This window comes from Paraburkholderia sediminicola (assembly GCF_046027355.1).
GTDB lineage: Bacteria > Pseudomonadota > Gammaproteobacteria > Burkholderiales > Burkholderiaceae > Paraburkholderia > Paraburkholderia sediminicola_B.
On record NZ_JAQQEK010000005.1, the window covers coordinates 66,957 to 83,794 of the forward strand.

Annotated in this window: 14 protein-coding genes; 2 read left to right on the forward strand and 12 right to left on the reverse strand. The window is 63.3% G+C overall.

Going from position 1 to position 16,838, the window contains the following annotated elements; all coding sequences use genetic code 11:
• The first annotated feature begins 52 nt into the window (after positions 1-52).
• Entirely contained in the window at positions 53-898 is an 846-nt protein-coding gene (locus PQR42_RS10490; RefSeq protein WP_408391452.1) for an aldo/keto reductase, read from the forward strand.
• A 27-nt stretch (positions 899-925) separates the two neighbouring features.
• Here the strand turns inward: PQR42_RS10490 and PQR42_RS10495 are convergent, their stop codons facing one another.
• The 12 genes from PQR42_RS10495 to PQR42_RS10550 all read right to left on the reverse strand — a co-directional run bounded on the left by PQR42_RS10495 (position 926) and on the right by PQR42_RS10550 (position 15,040).
• Complete coding sequence (locus tag PQR42_RS10495; RefSeq protein ID WP_408213846.1) at positions 926-1,405, reverse strand: hypothetical protein; 480 nt, start codon at positions 1,403-1,405, stop codon at positions 926-928.
• 334 nt (positions 1,406-1,739) lie between these two features.
• The gene (locus tag PQR42_RS10500; protein WP_408493629.1) at positions 1,740-2,525 is read right to left on the reverse strand and encodes a hypothetical protein; all 786 of its coding nucleotides are present in this window, start codon (positions 2,523-2,525) and stop codon (positions 1,740-1,742) included.
• 383 nt (positions 2,526-2,908) lie between these two features.
• Positions 2,909-5,092: an ABC transporter ATP-binding protein gene (locus PQR42_RS10505; RefSeq protein WP_408389613.1), complete on the reverse strand. Its 2,184-nt coding sequence runs from the start codon at positions 5,090-5,092 to the stop codon at positions 2,909-2,911.
• Complete coding sequence (locus tag PQR42_RS10510; protein WP_408389611.1) at positions 5,089-5,955, reverse strand: ABC transporter permease; 867 nt, start codon at positions 5,953-5,955, stop codon at positions 5,089-5,091. Before PQR42_RS10510 ends, PQR42_RS10505 begins: the two co-directional genes overlap by 4 nt.
• Positions 5,952-6,962 (reverse strand): ABC transporter permease, encoded by a 1,011-nt coding sequence (locus PQR42_RS10515; protein ID WP_408389609.1) that lies wholly within the window; start codon positions 6,960-6,962, stop codon positions 5,952-5,954. Before PQR42_RS10515 ends, PQR42_RS10510 begins: the two co-directional genes overlap by 4 nt.
• A gap of 46 nt (positions 6,963-7,008) precedes the next feature.
• Complete coding sequence (locus tag PQR42_RS10520; RefSeq protein WP_408389607.1) at positions 7,009-8,676, reverse strand: ABC transporter substrate-binding protein; 1,668 nt, start codon at positions 8,674-8,676, stop codon at positions 7,009-7,011.
• 316 nt (positions 8,677-8,992) lie between these two features.
• Positions 8,993-10,012 (reverse strand): HoxN/HupN/NixA family nickel/cobalt transporter, encoded by a 1,020-nt coding sequence (locus tag PQR42_RS10525; protein WP_408389605.1) that lies wholly within the window; start codon positions 10,010-10,012, stop codon positions 8,993-8,995.
• A gap of 18 nt (positions 10,013-10,030) precedes the next feature.
• On the reverse strand, positions 10,031-10,546 hold the full coding sequence (locus PQR42_RS10530; protein ID WP_408213865.1) for a cupin domain-containing protein: 516 nt from the start codon (positions 10,544-10,546) through the stop codon (positions 10,031-10,033).
• Positions 10,547-10,734: 188 nt separating this feature from the next.
• Positions 10,735-12,840: an elongation factor G gene (gene fusA, locus PQR42_RS10535; protein ID WP_408213867.1), complete on the reverse strand. Its 2,106-nt coding sequence runs from the start codon at positions 12,838-12,840 to the stop codon at positions 10,735-10,737.
• 326 nt (positions 12,841-13,166) lie between these two features.
• Positions 13,167-13,673, reverse strand: coding sequence for a DUF192 domain-containing protein (locus PQR42_RS10540; RefSeq protein ID WP_408389603.1), 507 nt, complete (start codon positions 13,671-13,673; stop codon positions 13,167-13,169).
• A gap of 145 nt (positions 13,674-13,818) precedes the next feature.
• Positions 13,819-14,013, reverse strand: coding sequence for a hypothetical protein (locus PQR42_RS10545; RefSeq protein WP_011489640.1), 195 nt, complete (start codon positions 14,011-14,013; stop codon positions 13,819-13,821).
• A gap of 457 nt (positions 14,014-14,470) precedes the next feature.
• Positions 14,471-15,040: a pseudouridine synthase gene (locus PQR42_RS10550; protein WP_408389601.1), complete on the reverse strand. Its 570-nt coding sequence runs from the start codon at positions 15,038-15,040 to the stop codon at positions 14,471-14,473.
• 332 nt (positions 15,041-15,372) lie between these two features.
• Here PQR42_RS10550 and icd point away from each other — a divergent pair, with 332 nt between their 5' ends.
• A complete protein-coding gene (icd, locus tag PQR42_RS10555; protein ID WP_408389599.1) occupies positions 15,373-16,629 on the forward strand; it encodes an NADP-dependent isocitrate dehydrogenase in 1,257 nt (418 codons plus the stop codon).
• Positions 16,630-16,838: the final 209 nt, after the last annotated feature.

Here is a 16,838-nt window from a genome sequence, read left to right on the forward strand (position 1 = left end):
ATTCGTCTGCGCAGCGGCATTGCCGACCATTGAGCCACTTCGAGGAGTCAGCATGACGAGCGACATCGCAAGCGTAAGCCTGCGCGACGGCGAGCGCATTCCGAAACTGGGGCAGGGCACCTGGGAGATGGGTGAAATGCCGGCGCGCCGTGCCGCTGAAATCGACGCGTTGCGTTGCGGCATCGAACTCGGCATGACGTTGATCGATACGGCGGAAATGTACGGCGACGGCGCGACTGAATCGCTGCTGGGCGTTGCGCTGGCCGGCTTGCGCGACAAGGTGTTTCTGGTCAGCAAGGTGTATCCGCACAACGCCAGCCGGCGCGGCGTGATCGCGGCTTGCGAGCAGAGCCTCAAGCGCTTGAAGACGGAGCAACTCGATCTGTATCTGCTGCACTGGCGCGGCTCGGTGCCGCTCGCGGAAACGGTCGAGGGCTTCGAGGCGTTGCGCCGGGCCGGTAAGATCCGCCATTGGGGCGTCAGCAACTTCGACACCGAGGACATGGAAGAACTCGTCGCCACGCCGGGCGGCGATGCTTGCGCGACCAATCAGATTCTCTATAACGTGGCACGTCGCGGGCCGGAGTTCGATCTGCTGCCGTGGCTTGCCGCGCGCAAGATGCCGGCCATGGCGTACAGCCCGGTCGATCACGCGCGACTGCCGAAGCGCTCGCCGCTCGACGATATCGCCGACGCGTGCGGCGTCTCGGTGTTCCAGATCGCGCTCGCATGGGTGCTGCGCCAGCCCGGCGTGTTCGCGATTCCGAAGGCGGGGCGCGTCGAGCACGTACGTGACAATCATCGCGCGTCGCAACTGCAACTCGGCGCCGACGAATTGGCCGCTATCGACGCCTATTTCAAGCCGCCGCGCGGCAAGCGTCCGCTCGAAATGCTGTAAGCGCGGCGAGGCGCCGCGCGCGCCTCGTCAATTGCAGCCGTGGTGCATGTGCACGGAGCCGAGCACCGCGACTTCCGCGGGCGTGTGCTTGAGCGAATCCTCGTTGACCTGGGCGGCGTCCGTGACGAATTCGTCGACGATCGACGACACCTGCGTATTGCGCAGGCACAGCGACACGCGCTGCGTTTCATTGGCCGGCAAGGCGGTGCGCTGACTGAGGAATAGCACGCCGTACTGATAGCCGTGGATGATGCCGCGAATCGCGCCGACGCATTGGCCTTGCGCGACGTTGTCGTTCTTCTGCTTGCAGGTTTGCGCGAGCGAATAGGCGGAGAAGGTGGGATCGACCGGCGGTGCGGCTTGTGACAAAGTCGGCGAGAGCGGCTGCGCCGCCGGCGCTGTTTGCGCTGCCGTTTGCGCATGAGCGAGCGATGCGAGGCTGAGCGCGGCGGCCATCAACAGGCCGGTGACCGCGCGTGCCGCGGAGGGGGGGACGTTTCGTTGCATGTTGTGGTGCCCTCATATCGAACGTTGAATCTGATATGAGGCGATCGCTTCGGTTTGGTTCCGGTTGCGCGCGCACGGGCGGCCGATTGTTCGAGTTATAGCCGCCTGCGAGCGCTTCGGCGTGCGCGGTTTGAGTGTGCGGTCCGAATCCGCGTCGCCACGGGTTATCGCCCCGCTTACGTGGATCGCTCAAACCGACCGGCCTCGGGCGGTGACGCTCGACCGGGGGATCGAGACATCACCGCCGATGCCGGCGGACAGCGAACGATAAACCGGAACGTGACACGGGTGAGGTTAAGGCGCGGGGGCACCCCAACCAGAGACCGGGCGATTGCTAGTGCCCGTTCCCTCCACCATTGCCACCACCGTTACCGCCGCCACCCTTGCCCCCGTGACCGCCGCCGAAGCCTCCGCCAAAGCCTCCGCCGAAACCGCCACCGAAGCCGCCGCCAAAACCACCACCTTTACCACCGCCGAAACCACCGCCAAAGCCACCACCTTTACCGCCACCTGCGCCGCCGCCGCCGCCGCCGCTGGAGCCTCCGCAACCGCAGCCGCCGCTGCGGCCGCCGCTGCTACCACCGCTGCTACCACCGCTGCTACCACCGCCGCTTCCACCGCCACTGCTTCCACCGCCGCTGCTACCACCACCGCTGCCCCCATTACCACTCCTGCCGCCACCCCCTTTGCCGCTTGCACTTGCACCGGAGTTGCCGCTGCCCGAACCGCTCGCGCCGCTATTCGAACCGGCGCCACCGTTGCCCGAACTCGCCGCGCCGTTACTGCCGCTGCCGCCGCCGTGAGGCGCGCATCCACTAACGTTGGCGCCGCTGCAGTCATGCGGTTGAAACACCAGGGCGGCGTCGTCGGCGGCGGTCGGCTCGCCGGTTGCTGCGCCGGTCGCCGAACCACCCGGCGCCACGCCGTCGTTCTGCGCGAGTTGCGCTGTGCCCTGCAGGGCGCTGGCGGGCAGCGGCGCGTCGGCGAGCACCATCCATTTGGGGATCATATCCGTCGAGGCCGGATACGCGACCTGAGTCGTCAGAGCAACGACACCCGCTACGATCGCCGCACTTCGAATAACCCCGCAGTAGTACTGATTGAATCTTATGGTTTTCATCGCGTCTCTCCCGAGGGAACGACGACACCTCGTTGCCGCCATCTCTCACGCTGAGTCTGCCGCGGCGGGCCTGTCTGTAAGCGGGCCTCGTCGTCCCCCGAGGTTGTCTTGCCGATGTCGGTCAACCACTCATCGTTATCTTCCCGGCTGCGTAGCCGGTGTGTGGGCTAGCGTTTCCGCACGCTTGCCCGATCACGGCTTTACCCTCCGTTGCCAAGCATTGCATCGCGACGTCTGGTCAGTACTTAGCGATATCCATGCCATTGGCCGGAAAGCCTTGCGCCAACAGGTGTGGGATAGGGATGTGCGATGCGCACGCTGAAAAAACACAGGAAAACGTTTCGGCGATGAAACGCGCGGCCTCGATGCCGCGCCATGCCGTGTTATTCGTTACGCCCGGCGTTCTCGGGCGCGTTTTCCGAACCGTTGTCAGGGACCTTGCCCGCGACTTTTCCCGCATCGTCGCGCGAAGCGGTTTGCAGCGCGCGCAATTCGTCGACGGGGATGTGGCAGCGGATTCGATGCGCGGACGGCGTTGTGGCCTTGCCTTCGCCGGCATCGACGAACGGCGGGTCCTGCTGTTCGCAGATCGCGCCGAGTTTGCGCGGGCAGCGCGTGTGAAACACGCAGCCGGACGGCGGCGATGCCGCGCTCGGCAAATCGCCGGACAAGCGGATGCGGGTCGCGCCACCGCGACCGTCGAGTGTCGGCACCGAGGACAGCAACGCTTCCGTATAAGGATGATGCGGTCCCTCGAACACAGCCGCAGCCGGTCCGATTTCCAGCAGCCTGCCCAGATACAGCACCGCGATGCGATCCGACAGATAGCGAACCACATGCAGGTCATGCGAGATGAAAACGTAACTGACGCCCCGCTCGCGTTGCAGATCGGCGAGCAGGTTCAGGATTGCGGCCTGCACGGAGACGTCGAGCGCGGAAGTCGGTTCGTCGCAGACCACCACGCGCGGCTCGCCGGCAAACGCGCGGGCAATCGCCACCCGCTGTTTGAGCCCGCCGGACAGTTGCCGCGTGCGCGAGCCGAGATAGCGCTCCGGCAAGCGCACGGCGGCCGTCAACGTGGCGAGCCGTTCATCGATGGCCGGCCCACGCAGCGCGGTGAGCCGCGACAGCGCGCGGCCGATCAGCCGTTTCACCGAATGCGCCCGATTGAGCGCGGAGTCCGGATTCTGAAACACGATCTGCAGCGACTTGACCTGATCGTTGTTGCGCCGCGTGACGCGCGCGGCGAGCGGCGCGCCGTCCAGTTCGAGCACGCTGCCCGCGTCCGGCGTGAGCAGGCCGAGCATCAGCTTGGCGAGCGTCGTCTTGCCACTGCCCGATTCGCCTACGAGGCCCAGCGTTTCGCCGCTAGCGAGATCGATTGAAACATTGTCGACTGCGCGCAGCGGGGCGCCGGACACGTGAAATGTCTTCGAGAGTTTTTCTGCACGCAGCACAAGAGCAGGAGGCTTGCCGTCGATCGACGCACCATTGCGCGCGGGCAAGGCTTCCGCGCTCGCACGGGGCAATTCGATCGCGCGTTCGTGATAATGGCAACGCGACATCTGATCGCCGCGCGCGGCGCTCACGCGATACGGCGGCGGCGCTTCACGGCGGCAGCGGTCGTCGGCGAGGCGGCAGCGGTCCGCGTAAATGCAGCCCTGCGTGACCGAACCCGGCGAGGGCAGACTACCGGCGATCGTGTCGAGCCGCTCGCTGTCCTTGCTGCGCCCGGCCGTGGGCAAGCAGCGTAACAGTCCGACCGTATAGGGATGGCGCGGACGCGTGAAAACATCTTGCGTCGCGCCTTCCTCGACCAGTTTGCCCGCGTAAAGCACGCCGACGCGTTCGCACATCCGCCCGATCACCGCGAGGTTGTGGCTGATGAAGAGCACCGCTGTGCCGAGTTCCTTGCGCAACTGCGCGACGAGGTCGAGCACTTCCGCTTCGACGGTCGCGTCGAGGCCGGTGGTCGGTTCGTCGAGAATCAGCAGCGCGGGGTTAGAGGCGAGCGCCATGGCGATCACCACGCGCTGTTGCATGCCGCCCGACAGTTGATGCGGATAACTCTCCATCACCCGCTCGGGCGATGCGATGCGTACGCGCTGTAGCATCTCGTGCGTGCGCCGCAATGCTTCGTCGCGTGCGACGCCGGTGGCTTCAAACGCTTCGGAGACCTGGCGCGCGATCGTGAGCGACGGATTCAACGCGCGTCCCGGATCCTGATAGACCATCGAAATCGCATTCGCGCGCATGTTGCGCAAAGCGTCGGCGTTGAGCTTCTGCACGTCCTCGCCGGCGATGATGATCTTGCCCGCCTTCACTTTGCCGTTGCGCGGCAGATAGCGCAGCGCCGCCATCGCCACCGTCGACTTGCCGCAACCGGACTCGCCGACCAGACCGTACGCCTCGCCACGCCGCACGCGAAACGAAATGTCCTGCAGCACTTCGCGATCGCGTCCGCGCATGCGGTACGTGACCGTCAGCCCGACGACGGTCAGCGCGTCCGTGCGATCGCTCTTCGAGACGTCGAAGGCGGGGAACGAGGAGGGCGGCGGGCCGTTCATCGGTCGAGCACGCCTTGCACGCTGTCGGCGATCAGATTCACGCCGACCACCAGGCTGGCGATCGCGCCGGCCGCGAACACCACGGTCCACCACGCGCCGCCCGCCATCAGCGTGTACGACTCGGACAGCGCGAGACCCCAGTCAGCCGACGGCGGCTGAATGCCGAAGCCGAGAAACGATAGCGTGGCGACCGCGAAGATCGCGTAACCGAGCCGCACCGTCGCTTCGACGATGATGGGCGGCAGCACATTCGGCAGAATCTCGGCGAACATGATGTAGGGCGCGCGTTCGCCGCGCAGTTGCGCCGCGGCGACGTAGTCGAGATGCCGTTCAGCGAACACGGCGGCGCGCACGGTGCGCGCGGTGATGGGCGTAAAGGTGATGCCGATCACGAGGATCACGGTGAAGTTCGACGCGCCAACCGCGGCGAGCGCGAGCAGCGCGACGATCACGAGCGGCAGCGCGAGCACGGCGTCGATCGCGCGTCCGACCACGTTGTCGACCCAGCCTTCGAAGTAGCCGACGATCAACCCGAGTGCTGTACCCGCTATCGTGCCGAGCAAGGTCGCGAGCGGCGCGATGGTGAGAATGTCGCGCGCACCGACGATCACGCGCGAGAACACGTCGCGCCCGAGTTGATCGGTGCCGAACCAGTGCGTGCTGTCGGGCGGCGTTAGCGAATTGAGCGGATCGGATGCGTACGGATCGATGCGCACGATCCACTGCCCGGCGATGGCGCAGACGATCCACCACGCAACGATCACCACGCCCACCACGAAGGTGGGTGAGCGCAGCAGCACGCGCAACTGGTCGAAGCGCGGCTCGGCAGCGGCGCGTGGAGTCGGCGGAACGATCGTGCTCATTCGGCGCTCCTCACCCGCAGCCGCGGATTCAGCAGCACATGGAGCGCATCGGCGACGAGATTGGCGACGGTGTAGACCACGCCGATGGTCAGCACGCCTGCTTCGAGCATCGGAAAGTCCTTGGCCTTGGCGGCGTTGTAGATTAGCGAGCCGATGCCCTGATAGTGGAACAGCGTCTCGACCACCACGAGGCCGCCGATCATATAGCCGAGTTGCGTGGCGGCGACCGTGATGGTGGGCAGCAGCGCATTGCGCAACACGTGCCGCCAGATCACGATATGGCGCGGCAGGCCTTTGAGAATCGCGGTGCGCGTGTAGTCCGCATCGAGTGCTTCGACGGTGCCGGCGCGCGCCATTCTCGCGATGTAGCCGAAGAACACCAGCACGAGCGGCAGCACCGGCAGCACCAGATGACGCAGCTGTTCGAGTGCGCTCGCTTCGGGCGGATACGACGCTTCGATCGGCAGCCAGCGCAGCCACACGCCGAACACGAGAATCAGCACGATCGACGAAACGAATTCCGGCACAACTGTCGCCGATAATCCGGCAATGCTGATCGTGCGATCGAGCCAGCGTCCCGCGTGCATGGCCGACCACACGCCGCCCGCAATGCCGAGCGGCACGACCACGATGAACGCCAGCAAGCCGAGCTTGGCGGAATGCGCGAGCGCCTCGGCGATAAACGGCCCGACCGGCTCGCGATACGCATAGGAGAGCCCCATATCGCCGCGCACGAAATGCGAAATCCACTCGGCGTATTGCGTCATGAGCGGCCGGTCCGCGCCGAGTTGATGATTGAGAGCGGCGACCGCGCGCGCATCGGCGAGCGGGCCGAGCACTGCGCGGCCGATATCGCCGGGCAGAAGTTGTCCGCCCGCGAACACGATCACCGACAACAGCCACAGCGTGATCAGCGACAAGCCGACGCGCGTCGCCAGAAAACGCACGACGCGGCCCGCGTTGCCGCTCGATACCGGGGAAGCGGAAGGGGTCACCGTGGTCGACATCGTGCTCTCCTGCGAAAACGCGTGGCCGCTTAAGCGCTCAACAACATCACGCGCTCAACACCGCGCGGTCGAAATAGAGTTGCGCGAGCGCGGTGAAGCGCACGCCGTTCACACCCTTGCGCATGGCGATCAGTTGATCGTAGAAGAACGGAATGATGATGGGCGTTTCGTCGAGCAGCAGCGTCTGGATCTGCCCGGAGATTTTTTTCTGCGAGCCGAGATCGATAGCGGCGACGAATTGCGCGACCAGTTGATCGTATTGCGGATTCTTGAAATGCGCGGCGTTCCACGTGCCGGTGCTGGTGAGCGGTGCATTCAGGAACACATTCGGCACGCCGCGATGACCGTAGTCGGTAATGCCGAGCGGCGAGTCCAGCCAATCCGACTTGCCCGGCGTGCCCGCGCCGTAATACAACGACTGGCTCTCCACCTTCAAATTGATGCGCACGCCGATCGCCTTCGCCGCGTTCTGCACGACCACCGCGAGATCGGGAATCTCCATGTATTTCTCGGTGGTCAGCGTCACGTCGAAGCCGTTCGGCACGCCCGCTTGCGCAAGCAATTGCTTGGCCTTCGCGACGTCGATCTTGCGTTGCGGAATGCCCGCATCCGAGGAGGGAAACACGGGAGCGAACGGACTGTCGTTGCCGAGTTGCGCGCGCCCTTTGAACAGACCACGCACCAGCACGTCGCGATCGAGCGACAACGCCAGCGCCTGGCGCACACGCTTGTCCTTGAACAACGGATTGTCGTTGCGCATGTGAATCTGCCGATGCGCGCTCGACTTCACGCCCACAGCCTTGTAATCCGGATTGTTCAGAATGCCGGCGCCGCCCTGCACGGTGAAGGTGCCCATCACATCGGCCTGATGGCCCTGCAGCGCGAGCAGTTGCGCCTGCTCATCGGCGTAGAAGGAGAACTGTACGCGTTGCGGTAACGCTTTCTCGCCCCAGTAATCGGGATTGCGCACGAACGATGCGCCCACCTTCGCCTGATACTTTTCGAACTTGAACGGACCCGTACCGATGAAGCTCTTTTCATAACCGCCCGCATAGTTCGCGGGCAGGATCACGGCGTTGTAATTGTCCGAGGAAACGTAATAGGGGAAGTTGCCGTTCGGCGCATCCAGATGAAACGCGACCGTGTGGTCGTCGACCACTTTCGCGCCGCCTTTCGACAGCACGCCCTTGAGTACGGACAGCGCCGCCGAGCCGCTGGCCGGGTCGGCGAGGCGGTCGAATGTGGCGACCACGTCTTTGGCGCTGAACGGCTGGCCGTCGTGGAACTTGACGTTCGGACGCAGCTTGAAGGTCCATACGTCGCCCTTGTCGTTCGGTTTCCACGACAAGGCGAGCGCCGGCTTCAGCACGAGCTTTTCGCCGTCGTCGTCGATCAGGAATTCGCCGGTCTGATTCAGCAGCGCGAGACTGGCGGCGTCCGTCACCGTGAGCGGATCGACCGCGCCAGCAGGCGTCAGGTGAGCCACGCGGATCGTCTGATTCGACGCGCCAGCGGTGGTGCCTTGCGCGCGGGCTTGCGGCGCGTTCAGCACGCCGCCGCCCACCAGCGACAAACCGATCACGCTGGCATAGCGCAGCAGATCGCGGCGCGTGATGCGGCCGGCGAGGAATTCGTCGATGGCGTGGTTGCCGTAGGCGTCGGCGGTGAGGCGGGCTGCGTCGAGTGCGAGAAATCGGTCCGCGGGAGTCTTCATCGATGGAGTGTCCAGTCCGTTCTGTTGCCGGTTCTGACGGGCCGCGCCGGATGCGCGCGACAGGGCGACGGTATTGCAATGACGAAAGCGTCGAGGCGAAGCGGGTTCAGTGTAAGCGATTGCTCATGGATTCGGAGCGCTTGCGGCGCCGGCGGGTTCGCGATTGGCGGATAAAAGGGCGGGTGTGTATCGTCACCACAACGTTCGACGCGGCCGTGGCGAGAGGCATGCCTGAAACGCCCGCGGCTGCGGCAGCGCAACGGCCAATGCCGCGAATGGAAACCTTACCGATCGCATCGCGCGACAGGCGTTGGATTTACCGCGCGACCGCGTCGGGACGCCGCCAGCGATGGAACAGCACCGAGCCGATCCAGCACGCCATGAAAGCCGCGACGATGCCGTAACCCAGCACGCCGAAGCGCTCGTTCACGCTGGCCACCGCATCCCACACGCCGCCGTTCAGACCGAGCTTGTCCGACAGCAGACCCAGCGCCTCGACGCCGCCGATCACAATCGCGACCACCGCCGAGACGAACGTGATGCTCGCGTTGTAGTAGAGCTTGCGTTTCGGGTCGTCCATGGCCCAGCCGTAGGCGTGGACCATCAGCACGTTGTCGGTCGAATCGACCAGTGTCATGCCGGCGGTGAAGAGCGCCGGGAACACGAGAATCGAATAGAGCGGCAGGCCTTTGCCGGCTTCGGACGCGGCAATCGCCAGCAAACCGATCTCGGTCGCGGTGTCGAAGCCGAGCCCGAACAGCACGCCGACAGGGTACATGTGCCAGCTTTTCGTCACGAGCCTGAAGAGCGGTCGCAGCGCGCGCGACAGCAGACCGGCCGGCGCAATCGAGTCCGGCGTTTGAGCGGGCAATTCGCCGCTGCGTTGGACGTGCCGGTAACGGCGCCACACGTCGCGCAGAATCACGAGGTTGACGGCGGCCAGCACCAGCAGGAAGCTCGCGGAGACGAGTGTGCCGATCGTGCCGCCCACCGCCTTGAAGGTCTCGAAACGGCCGTGCAGCGAATGCGCGGTCCACGCGATGCCGATCGTCGCCAGTATCACGATCGTGGAATGCCCCAGCGAAAATGATAGCCCGACGCCGAGCGGACGCTTGCCGGTTTGCATGAGCTTGCGCGTGACGGCATCGATCGCCGCGATGTGATCCGCGTCGACCGCATGACGCAGGCCGAAACCATACGCGAGCAGCGCGGTGCCGAGCAAGAGTGGGTAGTGGCGAAACGCGACCAGCGCCCACGCCCACGCGCCGAGATTGGCGGCGATCAGCACGGCGTACAGCGTGAAGAGGCGAGGGCGCAGGGAAGCAGTCGGCGTCATGAGTCGCGTGGGCAAGAGTTAATGATCGTGCGGATGCTTGTGGATCGGATCGACCCAGAACACCGTCTCGGGCTGTTCCACCGCGTCGATGTTCAGATTGACCACCACCGCTTCGTTGTCGCTGCGCACCAGCACGCATTCGAGCGGGTCGTCGGTGCTTGCATTGATCTCCTGATGCGGCACATACGGCGGCACGAAGATGAAATCGCCGGGGCCGGCTTCGGCGGTGAACTCCAGATGCTCGCCCCAGCGCATGCGCGCGTGGCCGCGTACCACGTAGATCACGCTTTCGAGCGCGCCATGATGATGCGCGCCGGTCTTCGCATTCGGATGGATCGTCACGGTGCCGGCCCAGATCTTCTGCGCGCCGACGCGTGCGGCGTTGATCGCGGCCGCGCGATTCATGCCCGGCGTCTGCGCGGTATTGGTATCGAGCTGATCGCCTTTGATGACCTTCACGCCGTGCTCGCGCCAATCGACCGGTCCGGCCGGCGGCACGTCTTTGTAATGCGGGTGTTCGTGATCCTGGCTCATGATGTGTCTCCTCGAGAGCGTGAGTCCCGGCGTTCGGCACGGCGCCGTCTGGCATTTTTGCACGTTCAAAAACGTGCGTGTGAAGAAGCCCTGGGTGCGGCGCAGCGGACGAAAAAAAAAGCCCGTCCACAGGGGACGGGCTTCGAGCCGTTGGCATGTGCTGCCTTCGGCTTGATGGTGAATTGCGCTTACTTGTGTTTCGCGTTGATCACGGCTTCAGCGACGTTGTTCGGCGTTTCCGCGTAGTGCTTGAACTCCATCGTGTAGGTCGCACGGCCCTGGGTCGCGGAGCGCAGCGACGTCGAGTAGCCGAACATCTCCGCGAGCGGCACTTCGGCGCGCACCAGCTTGCCGCCGCCACCGGCGATGTCTTCCATGCCTTGCACGAGCCCGCGACGGCTCGACAGGTCGCCCATCACGTTGCCCATGAAGTCTTCCGGTGTTTCAACCTCGACGGCCATCATCGGTTCGAGCAGCACGGGCTTGGCCTTGCGCATCGCTTCCTTGAAGGCCATCGAGCCGGCCATGCGGAACGCGTTTTCGTTCGAGTCCACGTCGTGGTACGAACCGAAGGTCAGCGTCACCTTCACGTCGACCACCGGATAGCCCGCCAAAACGCCGGCCTTCAGCGTTTCCTGAATGCCCTTGTCGACCGCCGGAATGTACTCGCGCGGAATCACGCCGCCCTTGATCGCGTCGACGAATTCGTAGCCCTTGCCTTGCGGCGCCGGCTCCAGCGTGAGCACCGCGTGGCCGTACTGACCGCGGCCGCCCGACTGCTTGACGAACTTGCCTTCGACATCCTCGACCTTGTTGCGCACCGTCTCGCGATACGCAACCTGTGGCTTGCCGACGGTGGCCTCGACGCCGAACTCACGCTTCATGCGATCGACCAGAATTTCCAGGTGCAACTCGCCCATGCCGGAGATGATCGTCTGGCCGGATTCTTCATCCGTCTGCACGCGGAACGACGGATCTTCCTGGGCAAGACGGTTCAGTGCGATGCCCATCTTTTCCTGGTCGACCTTGGTCTTCGGCTCGACGGCCTGTGAGATCACCGGCTCCGGGAAGATCATCTTTTCGAGGATGATCACGTGGTTCGGATCGCACAACGTGTCGCCGGTGGTCGCTTCCTTCAGGCCGACGGCCGCGGCGATGTCGCCCGCGTAGACTTCCTTGATTTCCTTGCGCTCGTTGGCGTGCATCTGCAGGATCCGGCCAAGGCGTTCCTTCTTTTCCTTGATCGCGTTGTAGACCGTGTCGCCCGAATTCACCACGCCCGAATAGACGCGGAAGAAAATCAGCTGGCCGACGAACGGGTCCGTCATGATCTTGAAGGCGAGCGCCGAGAACGGATCGCTATCGTTCGGATGACGTTCGATCTCGTTGTCGTGTTCATCGTGGCCGGTAATGGCGGGCACGTCGAGCGGCGAAGGCAGATAGTCGATCACCGCGTCGAGCATGGCCTGCACGCCCTTGTTCTTGAACGCGCTGCCGCACAGCATCGGCACGATTTCGTTGGCAATGCAGCGCACGCGAATGCCGTGCTTGATTTCCTCTTCGGTCAGCGTCTCGCCGCCGAGGTATTTGTCGAGCAGTTCCTCATTCGCTTCGGCTGCGGCCTCGACCATCTTGTCGTGCCATTCCTTCGCGGTCGCCGCGAGTTCCGGCGGAATATCGCGGTACTCGAACTTGATGCCCTGGTTCTCTTCGTCCCAGAAGATCGCCTTCATCTTGACGAGATCGACCACGCCCTGGAAGTGTTCTTCCGCGCCGATCGGAATCTGGATCGGTACCGCGACGCCCTTCAGGCGGTCGCCGATTTGCCGCTGCACGCGGAAGAAGTCCGCGCCCACGCGGTCCATCTTGTTGACGAACGCAATGCGCGGCACCTTGTACTTGTTCGCCTGACGCCACACGGTTTCCGACTGCGGCTGTACGCCGCCGACCGAGTCGTACACCATGCACGCGCCGTCGAGCACACGCATGGAGCGCTCCACTTCGATAGTGAAGTCGACGTGTCCGGGGGTGTCGATGATGTTGATCCGGTGTTCCGGATAGTTGCCGGCCATGCCCTTCCAGAAAGCGGTGGTGGCCGCCGACGTGATGGTGATGCCGCGCTCCTGCTCCTGTTCCATCCAGTCCATCGTTGCCGCACCGTCGTGAACCTCGCCGATCTTGTGGGTCACGCCGGTGTAGAACAGGATGCGTTCAGTGGTGGTGGTTTTGCCGGCATCGATGTGAGCGCTGATGCCGATATTCCGGTAGCGCTCGATGGGAGTCTTGCGGGGCACGTGAACCTCCTTGGAATGGCGCGCCTGAAACGCTTGCCGGGCGGCAGTCTGTGCTGCCCGGGGAGCCTGGGTGCTGCTTTACTAAGATTACTAGGATAGCGCGTCGGCCCGTCTTTTGCAGGAATCTTGCCAGCCGGACGCGAACGCCTGCTGGCAAGGCTTCGGCTGCCGGCGCCGCGCGCTTCGATGCGGTGCGAGGCGAGGCGATATGGCGCCCGCCGATGCCGCGGCGCGGAAATGAAAAAAGCCGGTGCCTCGAAACAAGGCACCGGCTCTCGGAAAGCGGTGGGACGAAGCGGCGGCGCTTTGGCGCGGCCGGCGCGGTTTTATTGCGCTGCCGGCAAGCCCTGGATCTTCATGCCCGGTTTGATGCCCTTCGACGTGAACCAGCCTTTGCTCATCTCCAACGCATAGACGCCGTTGTTCTTCGGGCAGTGATTGTTGGTGGTTTCGGCCTGCATCTCGTCGATGTCGGTAACCGTGCCGTCGGCGCGTATGAACGCGATCGACAGCGGGATCAGCGTGTTCTTCATCCAGAAGCAATGCACGGCGTTTTCGCCGAAGACGAACAGCATGCCTTCATTCGGCGCGAGGCTCGTGCGATACATCAGGCCTTGCTCGCGGTCCGCATCGTTCGCGGCGACGGCGGCGTCGATTACGAACATGCCCGCGGTCAGCTTCGCGCGGGGAAATTCGCTGGGCTGCTTCGCGCCGGCCGGCATTTGCTGCGCATGCGCAGGAGCGGCAGTGGTAGCGACAAACGATAACGCGGCGAGCGGCAGTGCAACGGCAACAGCGAAACGCGCAATCAACGAGCGCATGGAAAATCGCACGGCATGACTCCTTGCTGGAAATTAACCCGCGAATGTTACGCGAGCGCGTCAAAAACAAAAAGGCAGATCGCCTTGCGGTGATCTGCCTTTCAACGCCGTAAGAACGGCAATGAAGCTAGTTCTTGACTGCGTTTTTACAACAAACTTACTCCGAAGCGCCCGAAGCTGCAGCTGCTGCTGCTGCCTTCTTGTGCGACTTCTTGTGAGCGTGCTTCGTGGTCTTCTTTGCCGACGAAGCTGCTGCTGCCGGAGCTGCCGAAGCTGCTGCCGGTGCCGAAGCTTGTGCGAATGCTGCCGTTGCGAAGAGACCAGCGACCAGAGCGGCGATCAGTTTGTTCATTTTGTGAATCCTCAGCTTTAGTTAATTAACCAAATGACCCGGTTATATATGGAGTCATGTCGGTAAACGTGCCATCCACCTTTCGGTTGACAGCCGCATCGAACAAATTTTCGACACGTCTGCTTTAGCGCTCAGACTCCCTGCACTTACCGCAAGAGCGGCTTGCACAAAGGCCCTTAAGGCTGAATGCCGGATAGCTTCGGGCGGCATCTGCGTCGAATAACGCCTGAGCTCGCGCACCGGTTGACGTGAATTTCGTGGAAAACTTATATGCGGTTGCGTTGATGCGAATGAGAGGCTGCGGCGTGCGCGCGCATGCAATTGTTTCACGCGTTTTTCGCTGTAGTTTCACGCGCTCTTTTGTTTGCTGATACAACGAGTTAGCTTATTTTTTTCCGGGCGTGAAGTGCGAGCGTATTGCGGATTCCATCATCAGTCGACGTGTACGTGCAGATGATCAGGCGATGCCTTCCCACGGCGCCTTCGGTGGCAATTCGACGCTCTCCCCCGGTCGCAGTCCCAGCGAAAATATGTCGAGCGCGCCGATGCCGACGCGTACTAATCGCAGCGTCGGAAATCCAACTGCGGCTGTCATGCGACGCACCTGGCGGTTCTTGCCTTCGGTGATCGATAGCTCGATCCATGTGGTCGGTATCGCGGCGCGATAGCGAATCGGCGGTGTGCGTGTCCAGAGTGCGTCGGTCGGCTCGACGTATTCGGCGCGGCAGGGGCGCGTCACGTAATCGCCGAGATCCACGCCGCGTGCGAGCTTCTTCAGCGTGGCGGCGTCGACCGCGCCTTCCACTTGCGCCCAATAACGTTTGACAAGCTTGTGACGCGGCTCGGCGATGCGCGCTTGCAATGCACCGTCGTCGGTGAGAAGCAGCAGGCCTTCGCTATCGGAATCGAGCCGGCCCGCCGGATACACATTGGGCACCTTGACCCAGTCGGCCAGAGACGCGCGCGTCTCGTGCGGCGAAAACTGACAGATGGTGCCGAACGGTTTGTTCAGAGCGAGAAGGCGCATTGGGAATCGATAAGAGTCGTGCGGCGCCGGTTGGGGCTGCCAGCGTGGCCAGGCTCCAGGAGACGCCGGACCGATAGTAAATGGCGGGATAATAAAGCATAATGCGCAGCTAGATGCTCCATGTCTTATATAAGACATAAGACTTGTGCCTCGTTGGCTCGCATTCGTCCATGTTGGAAAACCCCGAGCCGTTGCCGCCTCGGGGCAGCGGCCGTGTGGGCTAGAATAGCGGCCAGGCCGCTTGCAGTCGTCCGGCATTGCGCGTAGCGAGGAGCGCCCCATTTCGCAGTCTCCCCATCAGCTTTCAGCACAGCCTTCACTGGAGTCCGATCATGCCGTATCAGCACATCAAGGTTCCGACCGGTGGTGACAAGATCACCGTCAACGCCGATTTCTCGCTCAACGTGTCCGATCAGCCGATCATTCCGTATATCGAAGGCGACGGCACCGGACTCGACATCACGCCGGTCATGATCAAGGTCGTGGATGCGGCGGTCGAAAAAGCGTACGCAGGCAAGAAGAAAATCCACTGGATGGAAATTTACGCCGGCGAGAAGTCGACCAAGGTATACGGCCCGGACGTGTGGCTGCCGGAAGAGACGCTGCAGGTGCTCAAGGAATACGTGGTGTCGATCAAGGGCCCGCTCACCACGCCGGTCGGCGGCGGCATCCGTTCGCTGAACGTCGCGCTGCGCCAGGAACTGGACCTCTACGTGTGTTTGCGTCCGGTGCAGTATTTCAAGGGCGTGCCTTCGCCGGTGCGTGAGCCGGAGAAGACCAACATGGTGATCTTCCGCGAGAACTCGGAAGACATCTACGCCGGTATCGAATGGCCGGCTGAATCGGAGCAGGCGAAGAAGGTCATCAAGTTCCTGCGCGAAGAGATGGGCGTGAAGAAGATCCGCTTCCCGGATACGTCGGGGATCGGCATCAAGCCGGTGTCGCGTGAAGGCACGGAGCGTCTGGTGCGCAAGGCGATCCAGTACGCGATCGACAACGAACGCCGCTCGGTCACGCTGGTGCACAAGGGCAACATCATGAAGTTCACCGAAGGCGCGTTCCGCGACTACGGTTATGCGCTGGCGCAAAAAGAATTCGCCGCGGAACTGATCGACGACGGCCCGTGGATGAAAATCAAGAATCCGAAGACGGGTGGCGACATCGTCCTGAAGGATGTGATCGCCGACGCGTTCCTGCAGCAGATCCTGCTGCGTCCGGCCGAGTACGACGTGATCGCCACGCTCAACCTGAACGGCGACTATGTGTCGGATGCGTTGGCGGCGCAGGTCGGCGGTATCGGTATCGCGCCGGGCGCGAACATGTCGGATTCGGTCGCGATGTTCGAAGCCACGCACGGCACCGCACCGAAATACGCCGGCAAGGACTACGTGAACCCGGGTTCGGAAATTCTCTCGGCGGAAATGATGCTGCGCCACCTCGGCTGGACCGAGGCGGCGGATTTGATCATCAAGTCGATGGAAAAGTCGATTCTGCAAAAACGCGTCACGTACGACTTCGCGCGCTTGATGGAAGGCGCGACGCAGGTGTCGTGTTCGGGCTTCGGCCAGGTGCTGATCGAGAATATGTGAGCGGTCGCGCTGAACTGACGTAGGTCATATCTGCAACCCCGGCGCTGAGAGGCGACCGGGGTTGTTTGTTTTTAGGCTCGTGGAACGTCGCGCGATTAAATGTTCGCGATACTGCAGAGAATGAGTTGTTGGGATCCGCCATACCGGCTGCCTATGCTTTGCTCCGTGCATGCCCCCGCTCGGCGCAAAAAACCGCCGGACGGCCATCA

Bases quoted from the DNA above. Each gene is read 5' to 3' on its own strand.
- PQR42_RS10490 (WP_408391452.1), top strand. From the start codon at position 53: ATGACGAGCGACATCGCAAGCGTAAGCCTGCGCGACGGCGAGCGCATT.
- PQR42_RS10495 (WP_408213846.1), bottom strand. From the start codon at position 1,405: ATGCAACGAAACGTCCCCCCCTCCGCGGCACGCGCGGTCACCGGCCTG.
- PQR42_RS10500 (WP_408493629.1), bottom strand. From the start codon at position 2,525: ATGAAAACCATAAGATTCAATCAGTACTACTGCGGGGTTATTCGAAGT.
- PQR42_RS10505 (WP_408389613.1), bottom strand. From the start codon at position 5,092: ATGAACGGCCCGCCGCCCTCCTCGTTCCCCGCCTTCGACGTCTCGAAG.
- PQR42_RS10510 (WP_408389611.1), bottom strand. From the start codon at position 5,955: ATGAGCACGATCGTTCCGCCGACTCCACGCGCCGCTGCCGAGCCGCGC.
- PQR42_RS10515 (WP_408389609.1), bottom strand. From the start codon at position 6,962: ATGTCGACCACGGTGACCCCTTCCGCTTCCCCGGTATCGAGCGGCAAC.
- PQR42_RS10520 (WP_408389607.1), bottom strand. From the start codon at position 8,676: ATGAAGACTCCCGCGGACCGATTTCTCGCACTCGACGCAGCCCGCCTC.
- PQR42_RS10525 (WP_408389605.1), bottom strand. From the start codon at position 10,012: ATGACGCCGACTGCTTCCCTGCGCCCTCGCCTCTTCACGCTGTACGCC.
- PQR42_RS10530 (WP_408213865.1), bottom strand. From the start codon at position 10,546: ATGAGCCAGGATCACGAACACCCGCATTACAAAGACGTGCCGCCGGCC.
- PQR42_RS10545 (WP_011489640.1), bottom strand. From the start codon at position 14,013: ATGAACAAACTGATCGCCGCTCTGGTCGCTGGTCTCTTCGCAACGGCA.
- PQR42_RS10550 (WP_408389601.1), bottom strand. From the start codon at position 15,040: ATGCGCCTTCTCGCTCTGAACAAACCGTTCGGCACCATCTGTCAGTTT.
- icd (WP_408389599.1), top strand. From the start codon at position 15,373: ATGCCGTATCAGCACATCAAGGTTCCGACCGGTGGTGACAAGATCACC.